General features: G+C 40.8%; 21 protein-coding genes. 13 read left to right on the forward strand and 8 right to left on the reverse strand.

Annotation, left to right across the window (positions count from 1 at the left end; all coding sequences use genetic code 11):
* Window positions 1–364 precede the first annotated feature (364 nt).
* Together WJR50_RS31760 and galU are read left to right on the forward strand one after the other, a co-directional pair.
* Window positions 365–1369: a mevalonate kinase family protein gene (locus tag WJR50_RS31760; RefSeq protein WP_341297367.1), complete on the forward strand. Its 1005-nt coding sequence runs from the start codon at window positions 365–367 to the stop codon at window positions 1367–1369.
* Window positions 1370–1379: 10 nt separating this feature from the next.
* Window positions 1380–2261 carry a UTP--glucose-1-phosphate uridylyltransferase GalU gene (galU, locus tag WJR50_RS31765; protein WP_341297368.1) on the forward strand — a complete coding sequence of 294 codons (882 nt, stop codon included), beginning with the start codon at window positions 1380–1382 and terminating at the stop codon, window positions 2259–2261.
* 1 nt (window position 2262) lies between these two features.
* Here the strand turns inward: galU and WJR50_RS31770 are convergent, their stop codons facing one another.
* Window positions 2263–2844, reverse strand: coding sequence for a thioredoxin family protein (locus tag WJR50_RS31770; protein ID WP_341297369.1), 582 nt, complete (start codon window positions 2842–2844; stop codon window positions 2263–2265).
* Window positions 2845–2977: 133 nt separating this feature from the next.
* Entirely contained in the window at window positions 2978–3613 is a 636-nt protein-coding gene (locus WJR50_RS31775; RefSeq protein WP_341297370.1) for a 4'-phosphopantetheinyl transferase family protein, read from the reverse strand.
* A 53-nt stretch (window positions 3614–3666) separates the two neighbouring features.
* Here WJR50_RS31775 and WJR50_RS31780 point away from each other — a divergent pair, with 53 nt between their 5' ends.
* The 4 genes from WJR50_RS31780 to WJR50_RS31795 all read left to right on the forward strand — a co-directional run bounded on the left by WJR50_RS31780 (window position 3667) and on the right by WJR50_RS31795 (window position 6753).
* On the forward strand, window positions 3667–4623 hold the full coding sequence (locus tag WJR50_RS31780; protein WP_341297371.1) for a WD40 repeat domain-containing protein: 957 nt from the start codon (window positions 3667–3669) through the stop codon (window positions 4621–4623).
* Window positions 4624–4745: 122 nt separating this feature from the next.
* Entirely contained in the window at window positions 4746–5516 is a 771-nt protein-coding gene (locus WJR50_RS31785; protein WP_341297372.1) for a DivIVA domain-containing protein, read from the forward strand.
* A 5-nt stretch (window positions 5517–5521) separates the two neighbouring features.
* Window positions 5522–5884 carry a dihydroneopterin aldolase gene (folB, locus tag WJR50_RS31790; RefSeq protein ID WP_341297373.1) on the forward strand — a complete coding sequence of 121 codons (363 nt, stop codon included), beginning with the start codon at window positions 5522–5524 and terminating at the stop codon, window positions 5882–5884.
* Complete coding sequence (locus tag WJR50_RS31795; RefSeq protein WP_341297374.1) at window positions 5881–6753, forward strand: ChaN family lipoprotein; 873 nt, start codon at window positions 5881–5883, stop codon at window positions 6751–6753. Before folB ends, WJR50_RS31795 begins: the two co-directional genes overlap by 4 nt.
* A gap of 5 nt (window positions 6754–6758) precedes the next feature.
* Here WJR50_RS31795 and WJR50_RS31800 read toward each other — a convergent pair whose 3' ends face one another.
* Genes WJR50_RS31800 through WJR50_RS31810 form a run of 3 tightly spaced genes read right to left on the reverse strand, consistent with a single transcriptional unit; the run spans window position 6759 to window position 8214 of the window.
* Window positions 6759–7187 (reverse strand): NUDIX domain-containing protein, encoded by a 429-nt coding sequence (locus tag WJR50_RS31800; RefSeq protein WP_341297375.1) that lies wholly within the window; start codon window positions 7185–7187, stop codon window positions 6759–6761.
* Between the two features lie 6 nt (window positions 7188–7193).
* Entirely contained in the window at window positions 7194–7928 is a 735-nt protein-coding gene (locus WJR50_RS31805; protein WP_341297376.1) for a hypothetical protein, read from the reverse strand.
* Window positions 7903–8214: a HesB/IscA family protein gene (locus WJR50_RS31810; protein ID WP_341297377.1), complete on the reverse strand. Its 312-nt coding sequence runs from the start codon at window positions 8212–8214 to the stop codon at window positions 7903–7905. Before WJR50_RS31810 ends, WJR50_RS31805 begins: the two co-directional genes overlap by 26 nt.
* Before the next feature lie 148 nt (window positions 8215–8362).
* On the opposite strand from WJR50_RS31810, the gene WJR50_RS31815 reads away from it, so the two are divergent.
* The 7 genes from WJR50_RS31815 to WJR50_RS31845 all read left to right on the forward strand — a co-directional run bounded on the left by WJR50_RS31815 (window position 8363) and on the right by WJR50_RS31845 (window position 15192).
* Window positions 8363–8890, forward strand: coding sequence for a DUF7935 family protein (locus tag WJR50_RS31815; protein ID WP_341297378.1), 528 nt, complete (start codon window positions 8363–8365; stop codon window positions 8888–8890).
* Between the two features lie 56 nt (window positions 8891–8946).
* Window positions 8947–9372, forward strand: a complete 426-nt coding sequence (locus WJR50_RS31820) for a YkvA family protein (RefSeq protein WP_341297379.1) — start codon at window positions 8947–8949, stop codon at window positions 9370–9372.
* 123 nt (window positions 9373–9495) lie between these two features.
* Window positions 9496–10527, forward strand: coding sequence for a metal-dependent hydrolase (locus tag WJR50_RS31825; RefSeq protein ID WP_341297380.1), 1032 nt, complete (start codon window positions 9496–9498; stop codon window positions 10525–10527).
* Between the two features lie 12 nt (window positions 10528–10539).
* Window positions 10540–11208: an oxidoreductase gene (locus WJR50_RS31830; protein WP_341297381.1), complete on the forward strand. Its 669-nt coding sequence runs from the start codon at window positions 10540–10542 to the stop codon at window positions 11206–11208.
* Entirely contained in the window at window positions 11205–11657 is a 453-nt protein-coding gene (dtd, locus tag WJR50_RS31835) for a D-aminoacyl-tRNA deacylase (RefSeq protein WP_341297382.1), read from the forward strand. Before WJR50_RS31830 ends, dtd begins: the two co-directional genes overlap by 4 nt.
* The gene (locus tag WJR50_RS31840) at window positions 11657–11986 is read left to right on the forward strand and encodes a nucleotide pyrophosphohydrolase (protein ID WP_341297383.1); all 330 of its coding nucleotides are present in this window, start codon (window positions 11657–11659) and stop codon (window positions 11984–11986) included. The genes dtd and WJR50_RS31840 overlap by 1 nt, the downstream gene beginning before the upstream one ends.
* 197 nt (window positions 11987–12183) lie before the next feature.
* Window positions 12184–15192 carry a Kelch repeat-containing protein gene (locus WJR50_RS31845; protein ID WP_445223512.1) on the forward strand — a complete coding sequence of 1003 codons (3009 nt, stop codon included), beginning with the start codon at window positions 12184–12186 and terminating at the stop codon, window positions 15190–15192.
* Between the two features lie 24 nt (window positions 15193–15216).
* On the opposite strand, the gene WJR50_RS31850 is transcribed toward WJR50_RS31845, so the two are convergent.
* From WJR50_RS31850 to WJR50_RS31860, 3 genes are all read right to left on the reverse strand, one after another.
* On the reverse strand, window positions 15217–16251 hold the full coding sequence (locus WJR50_RS31850) for an isoaspartyl peptidase/L-asparaginase family protein (RefSeq protein ID WP_341297385.1): 1035 nt from the start codon (window positions 16249–16251) through the stop codon (window positions 15217–15219).
* A 133-nt stretch (window positions 16252–16384) separates the two neighbouring features.
* Window positions 16385–19399: an AsmA family protein gene (locus WJR50_RS31855; protein WP_341297386.1), complete on the reverse strand. Its 3015-nt coding sequence runs from the start codon at window positions 19397–19399 to the stop codon at window positions 16385–16387.
* Window positions 19400–19738: 339 nt separating this feature from the next.
* Window positions 19739–21319: a beta-N-acetylhexosaminidase gene (locus WJR50_RS31860; protein WP_341297387.1), complete on the reverse strand. Its 1581-nt coding sequence runs from the start codon at window positions 21317–21319 to the stop codon at window positions 19739–19741.
* Window positions 21320–21367 lie beyond the last annotated feature (48 nt).

The raw sequence follows: 21367 nt of genomic DNA on the forward strand, positions 1-21367 counted from the left end.
CGAACAGAGAAGTTAAGCCCGGCAGCGCCAATGGTACTGCTACCCGCGGGAGAGTAGGTCGCCGCCTTTCTATTATTATTTCTTCGTTCTTAATGAATTAAGAAAAATCGATCCTAACTCAAAGCCTTGCTACTGTTATAGTAGCAAGGCTTTTTGTTTTTACCCTCTCTATTTTAACGAAGTAATTCCATTCATTACCCTCACTAAGTTGAAAAATTGTTAATACGTTAGGATGATGCATCTAACTAAAAATTCTATATGAAAACCTTAAAAAAAGGTTACTTAGAGAAAATCCTAACCTTTAGTATCTGCTATTTTTATAGCTTATATTTCAGCTTGAAAATAAAAAAGTTGAAGACTATTCATGGATAATGCCATCATAGAAACAAGTGCTTATGCAAGGGCGGGTTTGCTTGGAAATCCTACCGATGGATATTTTGGTAAAACGATTTCAGTTATCGTAAGAAATTTTGGTGCAAGAATATTGCTCTATCCTTCTCCAGAATTACATATAGAGGCTCAGGAACAGGATGTAAATGTTTTCCGCAACATTTATCATCTGGTGGATTCAGTTAAGCTTACAGGTTACTATGGAGGCTCAAGATTGATCAAAGCAGCTATAAAAAAATTTGGAGAATATTGTGAAACTGAAAAAGTCAAATTATCAAATAAGAACTTTACTGTTCGGTACCATTCTTCCATACCAAGGCAAGTTGGATTAGCAGGCTCAAGCGCCATAGTAACAGCAACAATGCGTGCTTTGATGAAGTATTATGAAGTAAATATTCCTCAGGAAATATTACCCAGTATAATATTGTCGGCAGAAGTGGATGAGCTTGGAATCAACGCTGGTTTGCAGGATCGGGTAGCTCAGGTGTATGAGGGCTGTGTATTCATGGACTTTGATAAGACACAAATGCAAGAAAAAGGTCATGGGAGATATGAAAGAATAGATCCTTCCCTCCTACCCAATCTCTACCTGGCATATAAAACGGATTTGAGTAAAGTATCTGGTGCTGTGTTTAATAACGTTAAAGCGCGCTTTGAAAAGGGTGATGAGGAGGTCATAAAAATTATTAAAGAAATAGCGGACTTGGCGGAAGAAGGAAAACTAACTATCCAACAAAAGAATTATAAAAGGTTGAATGAACTTATCAACCGCAACTTTGATCTGAGATGTAAAATCATGAATATCAGTGATAGTAATATGGAACTGGTAGAAACAGCGAGGAGATGTGGAGCGTCTGCAAAGTTTACTGGTTCAGGAGGCTCAATCATAGGTATCTATGAAAATGATGAAGTATTGAATAAACTGGTGATAGAACTCAAAAAAATAAATGCAAGAGTGGTAAAACCTTATACAGTTTAAACTAAATGAAATGGTAAGAAAAGCAGTAATTCCCGCAGCAGGACTTGGAACAAGATTTTTACCTGCTACAAAAGCACAACCCAAAGAAATGCTTCCCATTATAGATACTCCTACAATTCAGTATGTGGTGCAGGAGGCAGTAGACTCTGGAATAGATGATATCTTAATTATTTCCGGGAAAGGAAAAAGAACGATTGAGGATCATTTTGATAGAAATTTTGAATTAGAGTCAAGGCTGGCAGAAAAACAAGATGAAAGCTTTTATAATGAAATTGTGCGGCTAGCTGACATGGCAAACATTCATTTCATCCGTCAAAAAGAAATGAATGGTTTGGGAGATGCTATTTATCATGCACGTCAACATGTTGGAAATGAGCCTTTTGCAGTGCTATTAGGAGATACAGTAGTAGACTCAATAATTCCAGTCACTCAGCAGTTGATTGATACTTATGAGCAATACCATAGCACTGTGATCGCAGTTGAAGAAGTGCCCAAAGATAAGGTTTCAAGATATGGTATAGCAGGAGGTAAAAAATTGGATGACAAAACGATGGAAGTTAATCAGTTAATTGAAAAGCCTAGTCCTGAAAAAGCTCCATCAAATCTGGCTATCGCCGGAAGGTATATTTTAACTCCTGAAATATTTCAGGCTATAGAACAGACACCCAAAGGAAAAGGTAATGAGATTCAACTTACAGATGCTCTTCACTTACTTATGAAGAGAGAGACTATCATCGCCAATACAATAGAGGGTAAAAGGTATGATATAGGTAATAAGCTGGATTTTCTGAAAACCACAGTAGAGTTTGCACTTAAGAGAAAAGAATTTGCAGATCCCTTCTATCAGTTTATGAAAGAAGCAGTAAAAGAATACGAAAAAAATAAAAACTAAGTCAGTTTTTTATCATGCAGCCAGTAGGGTGAGTATTATCAATCACCACAGGCTTACCTTGTAAAACAGCATCAATCGCGTCTTTTAAGTAATGATGAGAGACGTCAGAAGCTACCTGCGGGTTATCATCAATAGATCCTCTATATAAGATCTGGTAACTATCCCCCCTATTTTGCAGCACAAAAGTTTCTGGCGTTTTTTGAACATCAAAAAGCTTGGCAACCTGCTGTTTGTCATCTATTAAATAAGGAACATTCCAGCGAAGCTCCTTTACTTTTTGCGCCATTGCGTTAGGGCTATCTGGTGGACTTTGAGAAGGGTTATTAGGATTAATCAGCACAAATTTAACGCCTTGTTGTCGGTAAGTATCGAAAAGGGAGCTGATGCGACGATCATAAAGCTTTGCATAAGGGCAATAATTGCTCGTAAAGATGACCACAATAGCTTTATTATCCTTAACCTCTGACAAAGAAAATTCACTACCATCCACTGCATTCGGCAAAGTAAAATCCTGTATGCTTACTATTTGGGTGAATAGTGAAAGAGGGAAGAATAATAGGGTCAAAAGTAGTTGCGACATCATATCTAATAGTAAATAGCACAGCTCATAAGATAAGGAATAAAAAAGCCTAATTTAGTTATATGTAATATGTAGGTAAGTTAATCAACGAAAACTTACCGAATGTATTGCTGAATTTACAACAGTATTTTACAAATTAGACATTGAATAAAACAAAAAAGTTCTCGATAGGTATGATTTTCAATGAGAAATGCTGCGTTTGATGAGGAAGGATAATATCAGCTTTCAATAGAGATGTATGAGGGTAATCAATCTCCTGAATACAAATATTGCCCTTGAAGCTTAAGTTTTTTCGGCCGTGCAATTTGTATAAGCTCTCTTTAGCGCACCAGGCAAGACAGAGTCTCTCCTGGTTATCTTTGAAAGTTGACCATTCAGATGGATGGAGAAATTTGTGCTGTACACGGATAAGTTTCTCAGAGGGTTTTTCAATATCAATACCTACAGGAGCATCCATATGTATAATGGCAGTGGCATAAGGATAAGAGTTGGCGAGGGAAATATGAAAAGAGTACTGCATAATGTGTGGTTTACCATGACTATCCTTATACATGGTATATTCCTCTATACCGACTGACGAAAGTAAAGCGTGCAGTGCCAGGCGACTTGCCAAAAATTCAGCCTTTTTTGTCGGGTGATGAATAGAATCCAGGAGTTCATACTCCTCTTCAGAAATTTCACGCTCTTTAAGAAGTTCAGTCCAAGGGCCCTCTATTTTCCAGAGTGCCCAACTTAGCTTGTCGTTTATCTTTACTATTTTTGTTAAAGCCATTGCAATTACAAAGGTATTTTTTTAAATGAATGTTAACCAATTGAAGGGAAAATATGAGGAGTAAGACGATACAGATTGAAAAACTACATACACTCAAAGGACACAAAGACTGCGTGTATACCTTGAGCAAAGGCCCGGAGAATGAGATATTTTTCTCTGGAGCGGGCGACGGGATGGTGGTGAAGTGGGATTTAAATGATGCCGAGAATGGTAAGATCATCGCTAAGGTTCCTACATCCGTTTATGCTGTATACCATGAGCCGGAAAGAAATAACCTGATTGTAGGCCAAAACTATGAAGGTATTCACGTAATAAATCTGGATACGAAAAAAGAACTTGGTTCCGTTAAAATAACAGAGGCAGCAATTTTTGATATTAAGGTATACCAGGAAAATGTGATAATTGCCTCAGGAGATGGAGTAATAAGTATTCTTAACTATCAAAAGCTAAATCTCTTGAAGCGGTTTGAAGAAAGTGATCAGAGTGCCAGGTGCATTGCGGTAAACCCAGTAGCAAAAGAAATGGCTGTAGGTTACAGTGATAATACCATCAGAATATATGACCTGAAGACCTACGAAAAAAAATATGAGATGAAAGCTCATGATAATTCAGTCTTCACTCTTACCTACAGTCCGGACTATCGCTGGCTGTTGTCGGGAAGTCGGGATGCACACCTAAAGATATGGAATGTAAATGACCATTATACTTTGCATGATTCAATAGTAGCTCATATGTATTGTATAAATCATATAGATTATAGCCCGGATGGTAAATACTTCGCTACTTGCAGCATGGATAAGTCAGTGAAAATTTGGGATAGTGAAAAATTTAGGCTTCTTAAAGTAATAGATAAAGCACGACATGCCGGACATGCTACTTCTGTCAACCGGCTACTGTGGAGTAAATCAACTACAGAAAAAGGGGTAAACCCATTAATTTCGGCTAGTGACGACCGTAGCATTTCAGTATGGGAGGTTGATTTAAACGAAAAAAAGAACGATTATCAGTAAATATTAGTAATTAAGCTGATAATCAACAAAAAGGGCAGTAAAAGGAAAATTATCTTTGCTGTAATACCATTATGAATGCAAAACTGCGAGAGCAGGTTTAGAAGATAAAATATCGCAATCCAATGAAGATTACACCGCTAGAAATAAGACAGAAAGACTTTGAAAAAAACTTCCGGGGCTATGATAAAGATGAAGTAAATGCTTTTCTTCAGTCATTATCCCAGCAGTGGGAACGTACTCTGGAAGAGAACAAAGAGATGCGTTACAAACTGGAAGCCTCGCAGAAGGAAGTAGAAAAGTTAAGAGAAGTAGAAAGCTCACTATTCAAAACGCTAAAAACTGCTGAGGATACGGGAGCCAATATGGTGGACCAGGCTCAAAAAACAGCAGATTTGAAGATAAGAGAAGCTAAGCTTGAAGCTGATACTATAGTAAGCAATGCGCATGCTAAAGCCAGAGATATCCTGAGCAAAGCAGAAAGTAAAGCACAGGAAATTATAGATGAGATGGAGGAGCGTGTTAAAATGCTCAAACAAAGCTACAAAGCAGCAGAAAATGACTATGATACTTTACTGTTTGAACTTCGGAGCTTAGCTCAGAAGACCTTACAAAAGGTAGATAAAGCAGAGTCACAACAAAAATTTAATATTGAAGCTAAAGTAGAAAAGGCAGAAAGAATAGTAGAAGAATACAATAAATTTTTGGCCCAGCGAAAAGCTGAAAGCGAACGAACAGCAGAAAATACCTCCACTGCAAATGAGCAGGAGCAATACCATCAAATGGAAGATGAGCAGGAAACAGAAACTGTGGAGGAAAAAAGTGAATATCGTTCTTCTCCCCCACCGCCCTCAGAACCTAAGAAGGGTGGTTCATTCTTCGATAATCTGGATTAGTACAAATGGGTAAAATATCGCTGGAAGGCTTAGAATTTTTTGCCTATCATGGTTTTCATGAGGAAGAGCAAAAAATTGGGAATCGCTATGAGGTAGACATAACGATAGAAACCAATTTTGATCAAGCCACTGAAAATGACCTGCTGGAACATACCGTAGATTATGGAAGGCTTTATCAGCTTATACAGGAGGAAATGCAGCATAATACCCGGCTTTTGGAACGTCTGGCAGGCAGAATTGCTGAGCGTACATTGAGTGAACTACCAGTAGTGGAAAGCCTGGTAGTAAGTATTTCTAAACTTAATCCTCCCCTTGGAGGCTTATGTAAGAAAGCCAAAGTTACTCTTCAGAAAAGCAGGAAGGCATGAAAAAAATCTCTTTAATCTTAGTTCTCAGTACATTTGCTTTTACCATGGATAAACCTGCTTACGTACTTTATAACGAAAAGGGCAAAAAGACAGATTACTATAAGATGGTCAAGCGCCTGAGCATGGCAGATGTGGTGTTGTTTGGTGAGCTGCACAATAATGCATTAGTACACTGGCTGCAACTTCAGGTGATCAAAGATTTGGAGAAAGAGGGGCGCTCACTAGCCTTGGGTGCAGAGATGTTTGAAGCAGATGACCAGTTGATTATTGATGAATATTTAAGAGGTATGATAGAGGCGCGGCACCTGGAAAGGGAAGCAAAAACCTGGAATAATTACGCAACGGATTATAAACCCTTACTGGACTTTGCCAAGAAGAATGAATTTGCATTTATAGCCACCAATATTCCTCGTCGCTATGCAAGCCTGGTTTCAAGAGAAGGGCTAGATTCTTTAAAAAATATCTCAAAAGAGGCCCAGAATTATATAGCCCCTCTCCCTATAGCATTTGACGTTAATCTTCCTGCTTATCAAAATATGCTACAAATGATGGGCGGGCATAGAAATAATGCTCATGGAGGTATGAATGCAGAGAATATGGTAAAGGCCCAAGCCATTAAAGATGCTACAATGGCGCACTTTATCCTTCAAAACCTTGAAGAAAACAGCACTTTTGTACATTTCAATGGATCTTATCACTCCGATCATTTTGAAGGAATATACTGGTATCTAAAACAGGCAAAGCCTGAACTGGACATTGTAACCCTTAGCAGTGTAGAGCAGGAAGATGTCAACCGTTGGAATGAAGAGCTAGACAGTCTGGCCAGTTATGTCATCAGCATTCCGGCGGATATGACCAAGACTTATTGAGAGCTTTATTTATTTGCAAAAGCTTCTTTCGCCTTGGCTAAAATATCAGCATGGTCAAAGGCAAGGTCTGGAAGTTTATCCATGCTAAACCAGCGGGTCTCAGCAGCATCAGTAGCAGCCTGAGGATTTACTGCCGATTTATCAACCTCAGTATAATAAGACACGGAGACAGCACGACCACGAGGGTCACGATCAGGCTTACCAAAAGTATAGAACTGAAATATGTGATTGGCGTGAATACCTGTCTCTTCTTCTAACTCTCGGGCAGCGGCTGTATCCAGGTCTTCATCATCTTCTACAAAGCCCCCAGGTAGCGCCCACTGGCCTTGAAAGGGATCATTCTTCCGTTGAATCAGTAATACTTGCAAATCATCTCCCTGATAGGCAAAAACGACAGCATCAACCGTAACTTTAATATCCTGTGGGTAACCCATAATTTTTTATTTCTTTTCCTGAATCTCGTTAAGATTAATACATACAGGAGAAGGGAGTTGGGAGAAACTGTGGTGATCATAAAGCTCTGCTACACCATGCATTAAGCTAGAATAGGCAGTCTGAAGCCAGGTAAAATTTTCAGTTTCAAGCAACACATCCCCCTCTTTTGTAATACCAACCTTATTGATATTAAGGGTTGGGGATACATCATTGTTTAGAGGAAGATGTAAATAAGAACCTTTTACAATTTTTCCATCCGCTGGATCAAGCTGCGCAAGTACAGCTATAGCTTTATGCTCACTTTCACTTTTCCGAAAAATGAACTCGGGTACAAAAGCATGGGGAGCTACAAATTTTTGAGTAATCGTATTTGGGCCACTGCTTTTTCCTTCTACCATAAATAACACCCAGGGATTATCTTCAGCATCTAAGGTGACAAGCAATGCTTTTTCATTAAGAGGAGATGCAGCATGGGTAACTTTCCACAAAGTGATGCCTTCACTGTCCTTTTTTTCTACAAAAGAATCCTGATTATTTTCACTCAGCTGATCAAATCCCACAGAATATGTGGCGCCGTCAGAAGTAGAAACTTGTTCGCTCTCTCCCCAAAAAATGTCCGCAACTTCTTCTTCATCTTCGCAGGAGAGCAATAAAGCAAAGATAATTGTATAAAAGCTGAAGGTAAGCAGGAGCGAAAAGGAGTGCTCGTAAATTCTATTGTACAGATTGTTGTTTTTCATAGGACTTTATGAAGGTAAAACCACGGGCATCATTACCTTCATAAAAGTCAACTTCCATACCAATCAAAAACATGGTGTCTTTCTTGGCGATGTACACGGGTACGTTATCCAAAGTAAACTCAGCATCGCCCGTACCTTTTTTATCAAAACCCAGCACATAAGATACTCCTGCACACCCACTACCATTGACACCTATGCGCAAACCATATTCGGCAGGAATGTTTTTATGGGCAATTGTTTTCTTAATCTCTTTAAGGGCTTTGTCAGAAACTTTTACAGGAATCATAAATGAAAATTAATCAACAATATCAGGCAAGTAAGTAAAGTGCATTTCAATAAACAATCAGCACTTTTTTGGGCCGTTAAAATACTTAAATTTGAAACGTAGGAATACAAATAATGATTCTATCCAATACAATTTTTAACAAACCACTATGGAAGTAATTGTAGAGTTTGCCAAGTTCATTTTGCCGGCAGCTATCGTTTTATATGCCATGTACCTCACTGTAAAATCTTTTCTTGATAAGGAGATGGCTCAGAAAATGGTAGATATCAAAGCTCAAAACTCTGCCGCTATCGTTCCCACCCGCTTGCAAGCCTATGAGAGACTGACTTTATTGCTTGAACGTATTACTCCCAATAATCTGGTATACAGGCTGAATGACAGTGGGTACTCCGCCAAAGAATTTCATCAGGTGCTGATAGCTAATATTCGTGAAGAGTTCAACCACAACCTTTCGCAGCAGGTGTATGTAAGCGATGAGGTATGGAGCATGACCAGAAATGCGGTAGAAGATGTGATCTTGGGCATCAATCAGGCAGCACAAAGTCTGGATGATGATGCCCGCAGCATTGATCTGGGGCGAAAAATAATTGACCAGCAGATGCAAAGTCAGGGAGAACGAGATGCAGTAAGTCAGGCCCTCTCTGCCCTGAAAAAGGAGGTTCGCCAAAACTTTTAGTGAAACTGAATGTCAGTATGCGCAGTTACTAGTATGTAACACTAATCATTTTTTTTATGGCATTTTATGATAAAGCATATACTGAGCAGAATACCAGCTTCAAGAATGCAAAAAGAAGAGCTTCTAATATATTACAGGACCCCGAACGTCTGAAAAAACTGCTTGCCAACTCTGCCCGTAAAATCCGTGCGGTGGGCAATGATAATGAGAGTTTGCAGAAACTTAAGCACCAGGTAAATACTCTGAACCGCATGATCAGAGCTTACGTGAGCGGTGAGTATCGCAATGTCCCCTGGAAAAATTTACTTACAGTTACAGCAGGTATCGTTTACTTTGTTATGCCGCTGGACCTCATACCCGACTTTTTACCCTTTGGCTTCCTTGATGATCTGACTGTGCTGATGTGGGTCTTTAGCTCTGTACAGGATAGCATAGAAGAGTTTGAGGAATGGGAAAGTACCCACGCACAGCAGGTAAAATAGCGCTGAGCTTCAATCATTTAAGGTTGCTTGCCATAAGTATTTAAACACAGAAAGAGATGCTTTTGCAGAGAATACAATCTCGAGAAGCATCTTACAATACCTCACTAACTAAACCATCACGGATTGGACTCATTAACACAGGCAGTACTCGGAGCGGCTGTGGGTGAAGTAGTACTTGGAAGAAAAGTTGGAAACAAAGCACCACTTTGGGGAGCGATAGCAGGCACCATTCCTGATCTGGATGTAGCACTTAATTTTTTTGTAGGTGAAGTACAAAGTACTTTATGGCATCGCACCTTTTCTCATTCACTATTGGTACTCACGCTGGTAACACCGGTGTTTGGTTATCTGGTGTTTCTTCTCCATCGGAAATCTTCTGCGGCTAGCTTTGGCGACTGGAATAAACTTTTCTTCTGGGGGCTGATCACACATCCACTACTGGATAGCTGTACCAATTACGGTACTATGATATTTTACCCGCTCAGTGATATGCGAGTTGCCTGGCGAACAATCTTTATTATTGACCCTCTTTATACTCTCCCTTTATTGGCAGGAAGCATTGCAGTGTTGTTTATGGCTAAAACATCGCTCAAGAGAAGACGAACCGCAATAGTGGCGCTGTCTATTAGCACTTTTTATCTGCTACTAACTATGTTGAATAAAATCAATGTTAACCACATTGTAGAGGATAACCTAGAAGCGCAAAACATCAGTCACCAAAAATATATGACCTCCCCTACTTTTTTTAACAATCTACTCTGGTCAGTAGTAGTAAAAGGAGAGGCACAGTATTATGTGGGATACTATTCTCTTTTTGATAGCGACAAGCAAATTGACTTCAGTGAAATTCCGCAACAAAAGGAGTTACTTTTGCCTTATCTACAAGAGGCTGATGCGGAAAGTAGAGAATTATTATTAGGCTTAATAGAATTTGCCGAATACTTCTACTCCCTTGAAAAAGTAGAAAACGGCATCTATCTCTATGACCTTCGTTTCGGCAAAATTAGCGGTTGGTTTGAATACGCACAGGATTTTATTTTTTCATTTCATATTTTCAGCGAGAGTGATAAGGTAGAGGTCGGAAGAGTAGAGTCTGAGCTGAATATTGAGGAAGAAAATTTTAGCCGACTGCTGGAGCGAACGCTGGGAAACTAAACTAAGCAAACCATGGAAAACAGAAGTGCATTAATCGTGGGCGCTACCGGTCTAATCGGTGCAGAACTGCTCCGAATACTTAAGCACCATTCCTACTATCAAAAAGTCTATGTGCTGACAAGGCGCCCGTTGGATATTAGCCATGAACGCATAACGGAGATTATTGTTAATTTTGATGAGCTTAAGGCTGATGATTTACCTCAGATAGACGATATCTACTGCTGCCTGGGCACTACCATGAATAAAGCAGGCTCCAAAGAAGCTTTTCGTAAAGTGGATTACTATTACCCAGTTAAAGTTGCTGAACTGGGAAAGGAAAAAGGTGCCCGGCAATACCTGATTGTAACGGCATTGGGAGCCGACAAAAAATCTTCCTTTTTTTATAATCATGTCAAAGGTGAGGTAGAAGAAGCTCTCTTTAAACTAGGCTATAGAACTTTGCATATCTTTCGTCCTTCTGTGCTTTTGGGAAAAAGAAACGAAAACAGAGCAGGTGAAGGCATAGCGCAGGTGGTGATGCAAGCATTAAATCCTCTTATGCTGGGAGCACTCAAAAAGTATCGTCCGATAGAAGGCAAAAATGTAGCAGAAGCTATGTTTATCGCTGCCAAGCAAAACCTGAGCGGCCCTCACCTTTTTGAATCAGAAAAAATAAAAGTACTAGCCAAAAGCGAACTATGATTGCAGTCGTTCAACGTGTATCAGAAGCATCAGTTACTATTGACAAACAAGTAAAAGGAAAAATTGATAATGGTTTACTTATTCTTCTGGGTATAGAAGAGGCCGATGGAGAAGAAGATATAGACTGGCTCAGTCGTAAAATCACCAACCTGCGGATTTTTAATGATGAAGAGGGCGTGATGAATAAAAGTTTATTGGATATAGACGGAAATTTACTGATCATTAGCCAGTTTACCTTACATGCCAGTACCAAGAAAGGTAACCGCCCCTCCTACATCAAAGCAGCTAAACCGGATGCGGCTATACCGCTGTATGAAAAATTTATTGAAGCCTGCGAGCAGCAGATTGGCAAAGCTGTAGAAACTGGTGAGTTTGGTGCAGACATGAAAGTAGGCCTCGTCAATGACGGCCCGGTAACTATCCTCATTGATACTAAAGATAAAAAGTAATGACCTTAGAAGAAGCACAAAAACAGGTAGATGAGTGGATCAATACTACTGGGGTGCGCTACTTCAGTGAGCTCACTAATATGGCTATTCTTACCGAAGAAGTAGGCGAAGTAGCTCGCCTGATCTCTCGTCAGTATGGCGAGCAGTCTTTCAAGGAAAGCGATAAAGGCAAAGAGCTAAGCGACGAATTAGCGGACGTATTGTGGGTAGTGATCTGCTTAGCCAACCAGACTGGAGTGAATTTGACAGATGCTTTCAAAAAAAATATGGAGAAAAAAACAAAGCGAGATAAAAACCGTCATAAGAAAAATGAAAAACTAAAATCTTAAATACAGGTTATAATAATACAAATCATTTCACAAGAGTGAAATAAGAAACATTATTGGTATAATGTAATTTTTAGAAAGTTTCTCATAAGCTTTCAGGTGTTAGAGTTGTCGTGTAAACAAATTGGTTTTACGCTTGATTGGGCGTTATATTCGTAGCCTCATAAGTTATTTTTTGCTCACAGATCACGGCATTATATATGAAAATTCATTTTTCCTTTCGCTGCCTTTGTATTAGCGTTTTACTGTTTATTTCATCTTTTGCACAAGCACAAGATCATTGCAAGTGGGAAACACTATCTCCTGCACCCAACCACCGGGTAGAGTCCATGACAGCACTAGTCAATGGCAAATTGTATGTATTTTCAGGTTTTGGCTTTGAGATAAAGATTCTTTCTACCACCACAATGTACGATCCGGCTACAGACAGCTGGACTGAAAAAGCTCCTATTCCGATCCCAGTTACCCATACCGGAGCTATCGTATCAGGAAATGAAATATGGCTGGCAGGTGGCTTTGAAGGTGATAACCCGGGAGTAGCCATTAATTCCGTACAGGTATACAATATCGTTACTGACGAATGGCGTTTTGGTCCTTCTTTGCCGGAAAAAAGGGCATCAGCAGCAATGGCCCTCGTAGGGCGGAAGCTTCATTTTTTTGGAGGGTTAAAGGAAGATCGGCAGACAGATGTCTCTGAACATTATGTTTTGGATCTTGATAATGAGTCAAAAGGATGGACAAAGGCTGCACCTCTTCCGGAGGCCAGAAATCATCTGAGTGCAGTCGCAGTTGGAGGACTAATATATGCAATCGGCGGACAAAAAGGGCATGATAAAAGTATAGAAAATACAGCATTCCTTCACGCATACGATCCTGTGACAGATAAATGGGAAAGGAAGGCAGACTTAACCTTTGCAAGATCACATTTTGAACCTGCCACTTTTGTGTTGGATGGAGAAATTTATATTGTAGGTGGAAGAACAGAGTTTCAGTTTTTTAAAGAAATCACAAAATATTCGCCTGAAACTAATACATGGACTGAAGTATGTGGTCTTCCTCTAAAACTTTTGGCTCCCGCAGCACGGGTAATTAATAATCATCTATATGTTACTCATGGGGGAGCAAGCAATGTTAGAAACCCTCTCAATACTGTTTATAAAAGACCTGTTGACAGGAAGTTCTCAGCCGATATGGGTTTTCTTCGTGCTTCATTGTCTTTATCGCTAAGCCCGGGAAGCCAAAAAACTATTGAAGAAGCAGTATGGGTAAAAAGTAATACACCGAAATACAACCTTTCAGTAGATGGGAGCCCCAGTTGGATCAAAGCCACTGCTTTTTCCGGTCAGGCATCACACGAAGGCGATCAGGTTAAAATTACCATAGATGCAAGAGGTTTGGAAGCGGGTAGCTATAACACTGTACTAAAGGCAAGTGCTTCTGGCTATGCTACTGCCGAACTCCCCATATCCATTACAGTTACAGGTAATTCGCCCGCTGAAGCTATATTTTTGAATACTGGTGGTGGAGAAACCACCACAATCAATGCTCTAACTTATGAGAGTGATAGTAACGCTCCTTCGTACTACGATAGTGAACACACCTATACAAATACGGCTCTTTCCAATGTTCTTTATCAAACAGAAAGAGGCTCCTCAACGGATAAGGGTAGCCTGACATATAACATTCCGGTAAGCAATGGAAAGTATACAGTAAGAACGCATCATGCAGAGCTTTACTTTGGGTATAAAAAGCCTAATGCCCCTGGTAACAGAGTATTTGATATCAGTCTGGAAGGCCAACTCGTAAAAGAAAAAGTAGACCTCTTCGAGGAGGGAGTGGGGCCGGAGCAGTCATTGGAAGCCAAGGTATTTACTTTTGAGGAAGTAGAAGTTACAGATGGTAAGCTTACGCTAAGCATGTCTGCTTCGGTAAACAGACCTACTCTATCAGCTTTGGAAATTATCCCGGAAAATGTGACCGCTCCCTCAGATGAAATTTGGCTGGAAGCAGAACAGGCTGTGGTAGGCAGCAATTGGCAGGTAGGTGAGGATGAAGATGCTTCAGGAAATCAGTACGTAACGATAAAACCTGGAAAAAATAGTTACGGTCAGGCTCCCGAAGGGAAAGCTAATCACGTAAGTTTTGACTTTAATGTAGGCCAGGCAGGAACCTATCAGATATTTGCCAGAGTAAAAGCTCCCTCTTATGGCGATGACTCTTTTTGGGTCAAAATTAATGAAGGAACATGGATTAACTGGTCTAAAAATATTCACACTGGTGAATTTGCCTGGAAGGAAATTGTAGAGAGTCCCTTTGCACTCCAGGCAGGGGCGAATACGATTACTTTTGCCTATCGGGAAGATGGAGCATTACTGGATCAAATCCGGATTGTAAGTACTGCTCTCCTTCCACCTTCTTCTACTGATATCTGGCTAGAATCAGAATGTGCCTCTGCTATCGGAGAGAATTGGCAGATAGGTGAGGATGAAGATGCTTCAGGAAATCAGTACGTAACGATAAAACCTGGAAAAAATAGTTACGGTCAGGCTCCCGAAGGGAAAGCTAATCACGTAAGTTTTAACTTCAATGTAGGCCAGGTAGGAACCTATCAAATATTTGCCAGAGTAAAAGCTTCAAACTCTACTAAAGACTCTTTCTGGTTTAAAGTAAATGATGCTGAATGGATCAATTGGAGTGAGAACGTTCAAACCTATGCGTTCGCCTGGAAGGAAATTGTAGAGAGTCCGTTTTCACTTCAGGCAGGTACCAATACTATCACATTTGCCTATCGGGAAGATGGGACACAATTGGATAAAATATTTATTACCCTCAATGGAGACCAGCCGGAGGGCATGGGAGAAAGTGCTATTAAGTGTTCAGGCAATGAAGATAATACCAGAATTGCCAAAAGTATACAGAAGGGTAAGTCAATATCTGATGAGCTTGAAGTCATTGAACAAAGTAACTCAACAGAATTCCTGGTTTTCCCTAATCCTACTACTAAAGAAGTGAAAATTCAGTTAGGAGAGCAATTTAAGAAAGGTAGCATCTTATACCTATATGACTCGAAGGGCGTAATACAGCAGCAAATACAAGTGACAGATCACAATATGCTTTTAGATGTAAAACAGTTACCTGCAGGAATGTACTATGTACAATATAATGATGGAAAAAACAGCATAAGCCGAAAGCTTATGGTAAGCAAATAAAATACAATGAGGATGAGTTAGTCATTACTCATCCTCATAAATACCGATATACATTTTTCCTTCGGTGTCCATAGAAGCACGATACATACCAGCAGTGTTAAAAGGGATGGCAATATTTCCTTCACCATCAATGGAGATAACACCTCCACCCCCACCCATTTCTACCAGCTTATCTTTAACTACTTCATTAGCGGCCTCGTCCAGGCTTAAGCCTTTGTATTTCATCAAAGCAGCGATATCGTAGGCTACAACTGAACGGATAAAGTACTCTCCATGTCCGGTAGCCGAAACCGCGCAGGTAGCATTGTCAGCATAAGTGCCTGCGCCAATGATTGGCACATCCCCAACTCTGCCGTAGCGTTTGTTGGTCATGCCACCGGTAGAGGTAGCCGCTGCCAGATTACCGTCCTGATCCAATGCTACTGCTCCTACAGTGCCAAACTTTCTATCCGGAAATTCAGCGTCTAAAACGCCCTGTCTGCGGTCACCATCATGATCAAGCTGTTGTTTTTCAGTGTCTTTGATGCGTTGTAGCTGCTCATAGCGATGATCAGTATAAAAATAAGAGGGGTCAACTAATTCTAAGCCCTGCTCTTTGGCAAACTGCTCTGCCCCCTCACCTATCATCATGACATGAGGTGAATTTTCCATCACGGCCCGGGCGGCAGCGACAGGACTCTTTACCGTAGAGATGCCTGCAACTGTACCTGCATTGCGGGTGGCACCATCCATGATCGCTGCATCCAGTTCATTCTTTCCATCATTGGTAAAAACTGCTCCTTTGCCAGCATTGAAGAGGGGGGATTCTTCCATAATCTGAATGGCTGCTACTACTGCATCCAGACTCGAGCCTCCATCTTCCAGTACTTTGTATCCTGCCTTGAGAGCCTCTTCTAACTTGGCACGATATTCAGCCTCACGCTCAGGCGACATATTTTCTTTTTTGATGGTTCCGGCACCTCCATGTATAGCGATGGCAAATTTTCCTTGATTACTCATCTGAGCAATAGCAGAACTGCTTAAAAATATGAATAGTAATAAGTAGATAATTCTTTTCATGATAAGTTTAGGATTTGCTTGGAAGCCCAAGATACACAAAGAAGGGAATAAGCATCAAGTGGCTAGGCTATAATGCAAAAAAGCGCAACGAAATAAATCGCTGCGCTTCTATATACCTTAAGGCTAATAATAATCAATAAGGGGGGTCAAAGATCTTTTTCAACTTCTTTTTAGCTTCTTTCTTAACTTCTTCCGTCGTTTCCTTCACTTCTTCTTTTACCTCTTCCTTTACTTTTTCGGCTTCTGCTTTGGCTTTCGCTTCAGCTTCTTTCTTTGCTTTCTCAGCCTCTGCTCTCGCTTTGGCCTCTGCTTCAGCTTTTTGTTTCTGAAGCTCCTGCTCTAATTCTTCCTTTTCCTGAGCTACTTTAGCAGCTACTGCTGCCTTAGCTGACTGAGTAGTGCTTTCACCCGCTTCTGCTCCGGCAAGGCTTACCTTAGGATCATCATAAGTGCCCCCTATTTTGAGGTTGAGCAAAATATTGGAAGAGACAGCGCCGTTAGCTCCTGTTAATTTGGCAATGGCACTATTTACGGCTGAACCAACTGCTCCGGCCGGAATATTCATTTTGGCAATATAGTCCATGCTACCATCAATACCATTGCTACCAGCCAGCGTAGTTTTGAAGTTGCCAATATTAACGTCAAAAGGCTCAACGAATACTCTTCCATTTTTTACTTCTGCACGTACCTTTACATCATTCAAAGTAATACCATCAGTATTGTTCAGTTTGGATACTTTGGTAATGGCTTCCACCAGCTTAGAATCTTTAACTGCCGCGTTAGCAATGGAGATGATTCCTTTACCGTCCAATGTATTCATGTCAGGACTCATATCAGGAAGCAATAAGCCTGCAATCTGGAAATCGGTAGAAAAATCCCCCTCCATTTTTTCTGCCACGGGAGCCAAGGCCTGTACCGTGTTAAAATTTTGATAGGCTTTGCTAATCGCCAGATCGTTGATATCCAGGTTAAAATCAAAGGCTGGTTTCTGCATATCACGGGTATCATAAGAACCACTCATGGCAAATTGTCCGCCCAAAGTATTGAAGCCCAACTGATCCATACGAAGTACACCATCGCGTACGATAAGGTTACCTTTAAAATTATTCAGTGTAAGATCATCATAAATCACCTCAGCGATGCTGGAAGTAAATACAAAGTCTATGTCTTTAGGTACTTCTATCACTTCAAGGGCGGCTTCCGCAGTATCTTCAGGTACCGTTTCAGTATCTTCGGTCATAAACTCATTCAGGTTCATCTTGCCTGATTTTAGCGCCATCTCGCCTTTCAGGATCTGATTTTCTCCGAAGATATAAGCAATATAGTTGGCCAGATAACCATTCATACGAAGGTCAGTGCTTCCGGCAGCACCATCAAAATTACTGAGTGTAATTCTTTCCGGATTAAATTCTCCTTTAGCATTGCTGATGGTAAAGCCTTGTGGAAAGTCCTCACCTACATAGCTGAAATCATTGATTTCCATAGAGCCGGAAGTCTGTAATGCCTGATAGTTTTCAGCTTCTACATCCGACATTTTTCCCTGAGAAGAGATATCAGCAGTTATACGTCCGGCCAGCTCCATACCTTCTATAGGGTAAATATGCATCAATTCCTCCAAATCTAGAGCACCATCCACATTTAGGTCCCAGGTATAATTATCCAGGTTAGTCAGCACAATATTGGCGGAGAAAGGTTCTCCAGCCATTTGCATATCAAAATCATTAAGACGAACCACGGTCTGTGCCATGTTTCCGCTTTCGTTGACTACAGAAGAAGTGAAGTTGATATTTTCCAGCGGTGGATATTCCCCTGACTTCACAAAACCATTCTGCATTCCCATCGCCAGATTGATCTGCGGAATAGTGTTGGTAGTACTGTCGTAGGTGCCTTTGGCATTCAGGTCAATTTCAAAGTTTCCTTTCATAGACAGGCTATCCATTGGGAACATGCGGTTCAGTTCTCCCAGGTCTAACTGTGCTTTAGCCATAGCCTCAATGTAAGGTTTGTCCAGGCCTCTCATCAGAAATTTTGCGTCAAGCGGATTATTGCCCATCTGCGCATGGAAGGTCTCCAGATTTACCACTGTATTTTCCAGGTTACCATCTTCACCGGTTTCTACCAGCAAGTCTACATCGATATTGGTAACCGCAGTAGGCAGGCCCGGATATTGGAACATGGCGTTCTGCGTACCTAACTCCATCTTAAAGGCAGGCATAGAATTGTCATTGTATATTCCGCGGATAAACCCGTTAAAGTTTACCGTTCCATTTGCAGTCAGGCCATTGAAATCTTCCTGATAAGCTCCGGGAACCAGTGAAAATAAACTTTTGAAAGTATTCTCTTTAGCCGCATAGTTAATGTCCATTTCCATATCATCACCCGGCATGGCAAAGAAACCGTCAAAGCCCATCTGAAACTCATTGACAGCCACTGTATTGTCTTTGAAAGTAAACTTCATATTAGCCAGATCCATCAGCATGGTTACATCAGCATCTACCTGCTTGTTGGTCATGTATTCTACACCATCGTAATTGACCGTAAGCGCTCCAATTTCGGTAAGTGTTTCCATATCAAATTCATCCAGCGTAAAATCACCACTACCTGTATGATTTACATTTTGAAGTACCATAAGCATAGGTAGCGTAAGGTCTTCGTAAATGATGTTACCATTGGTGATTTCCCAGTGATCTATACCTATAGAAAACTCAGAAGCCGCAGTATCCGCTGGTATTTCTTCCTCTTCACTAGCGACAGCAATATCATAATTTGCGCTGCCATCCTCCAATACTCTGATGTAAAGGTTAGGGCGGTCCAGGTTCACCTCACTCAGGCTGGGTTGCTCATCAAAAAGTACACTTTTTAGATTAACCACTAGCTCAAAATTTCCTACAGCAACCAGGGTATCTCCTTCAAAAGGAGCATTATTTACTACCCCAAAGTTTTGCATGGAGACTGTAACATTAGGAAAGTTTCTGAGCACAGAGAGGTCAAATGCATCAATGTCGTAATAAACCTTAGCATTCAGATTCTCGGCCATGGCTTTATCCACAGCTTTTTGAATATCGTCTTTGAAGATAATGGGAAGGATGATGGCTGCCAAAAGCACAATACCCACCAGGCTACCCAGTACAATTAGTAATTTCTTCATTGTTTTCAGTGTTAAAAATCTTGCTCGAATATAGAAAGCAGGTCTTTCAACCTAACATCATATCATTCCTATTCGTCACCATGTAAGAATCTACTTACATTTAGCTTAGACACGTATAACGAATAGTAGTTGAAAAAGATTGATAAAAAATATGTACCGTATGTAGAACTTAACGATTAGAGAGAGCTGATGTTAAACAGGAGAAATGAAGATGCCGCTGAGGGCATTTAATAATGGATAAATAGCAAAAAAAGCTTTTTTTACACCAGAGAATTGATGTAAAAAAAGCTTCAGTATATCTGGCGGCTGAGAATTCAGCGCATGTGGTTTGTTAAATACTTACTTCCATGGTACAAATGGTGAAGGATAGTAATTGATATCCATGGCTTCAAAGCGGCTTTTTTGAGCAGCCAGCCTTTCCTTATACTCATCCCAGTTTCTTTCTCCGGCTGCTGTCCAACCAATTTCGGCATAGCCAGGCAGACGAGGGAAGACCATATACTCCAGCTCATCCAGATTGGTAATAGTTTCTGTCCATAAAGGGGCTTCAATGCCAATAATATTTTCTTTGGCTATCCCTTCTTCCAGTGCTGCAGGGTCCCAGATATAAGCACTATCTACTTCTATATAAGCTGCCCAATGGAGACCGTATTGAGTAGTGGAGTCATATTGCATATCCATATACGCCTTTACTGCGGGCGACATAAGTACCTTGGCGCCCTGCTCCACTGCCTTCTGGGCATTCTCTGCTTCAGCCCAGTATTGTACTACAGCGTTTTCTACGAGCTCGGCATTGGCGATTTCGTCCCAGCCCATTACCTGCTTTCCGTGTGATGTTACTATTTCCTGAGCACGGTTAATGAAAGGAATATAATCTTCCATAGGCGTCACATGTGATTCATCACCGCCAATATGGATATAAGGACCTGGCGTAAGTTCTGCAAGTTCACCAACCACATCGTCTATAAACTCATACACCACTTCTTTGTCGGTACAAAGTGTACTAAAGCCCACTTCTATGCCAGTGTAGAGTTCTCTCACTTGATTATCGCAGTTAAGCTCAGGGTAAGAAGCCAGGGCAGCATTGGTATGGCCGGGCATATCAATTTCCGGCACGATGGTGATATAGCGGTCTGCTGCATAAGCTACTATTTCGGCATAATCGTCCTGGGTATAGAAGCCACCTTCTCCACCCCCAACTTCAGAGCTTCCTCCAACCTCAGTCAGCTTAGGCCATGATTTGATCTCGATACGCCAGCCCTGATCGTCAGAAAGGTGGAGGTGCATTGCGTTCATTTTGTAGTAAGCAATATAGTCCAGGTACTGCTTTACATCTTCCGGTGCAAAAAAGTGGCGAGCCACGTCCAGCATTACTCCTCTGTAGCCATATTCAGGATAGTCGCGGATAGTACCGCTGGAGATATACCAAGGGCCTTGCTGAGCAGTTTCCATTTCTATAGAAGTGGGCAATAACTGAAAGAGCGTTTGCATCCCACGAAAGACACCTTCTCCGGTATTAGCCTTCAGGTTAATAGCATCTTCGGTAATATTCAATTCATAACCTTCCTCTCCCAACTGATCATCATTGGCATCGGTAGAAAGGTAAATATGTCCTCCCTGATTTTCACCTTCGCTGGTTTGTACAGCTAGTTCAAAACCAGTGGCAGGCTTTAGCTTATCGGCAAGGTACTGGGCGTTTTTTCTCAGTTCTTCTGACTCTCCCTGTATACGAATACCAGTTTCAGCAGTAAGCTCAAAGGCTGAATTGGTGGCAGTCACAGAAACGGGCTTAGGTATCAGAATTTCCTGACTCAGGTCTGTAGTAGGCATCTCTTTTTCAGAAGCACAGGACATAAATATCCCGGCAGTCATGGCAGCAATTAATACTTTTCGGTAAAGGTTAAATATTTTAGAAGTCATAAGATTTAGATTAGACTGCCAATTTAAAAACTTATTTCGATTCTTAAG

The sequence above is a fragment of the Catalinimonas locisalis genome, from assembly GCF_038039535.1.
Taxonomy (GTDB): domain Bacteria; phylum Bacteroidota; class Bacteroidia; order Cytophagales; family Cyclobacteriaceae; genus Catalinimonas.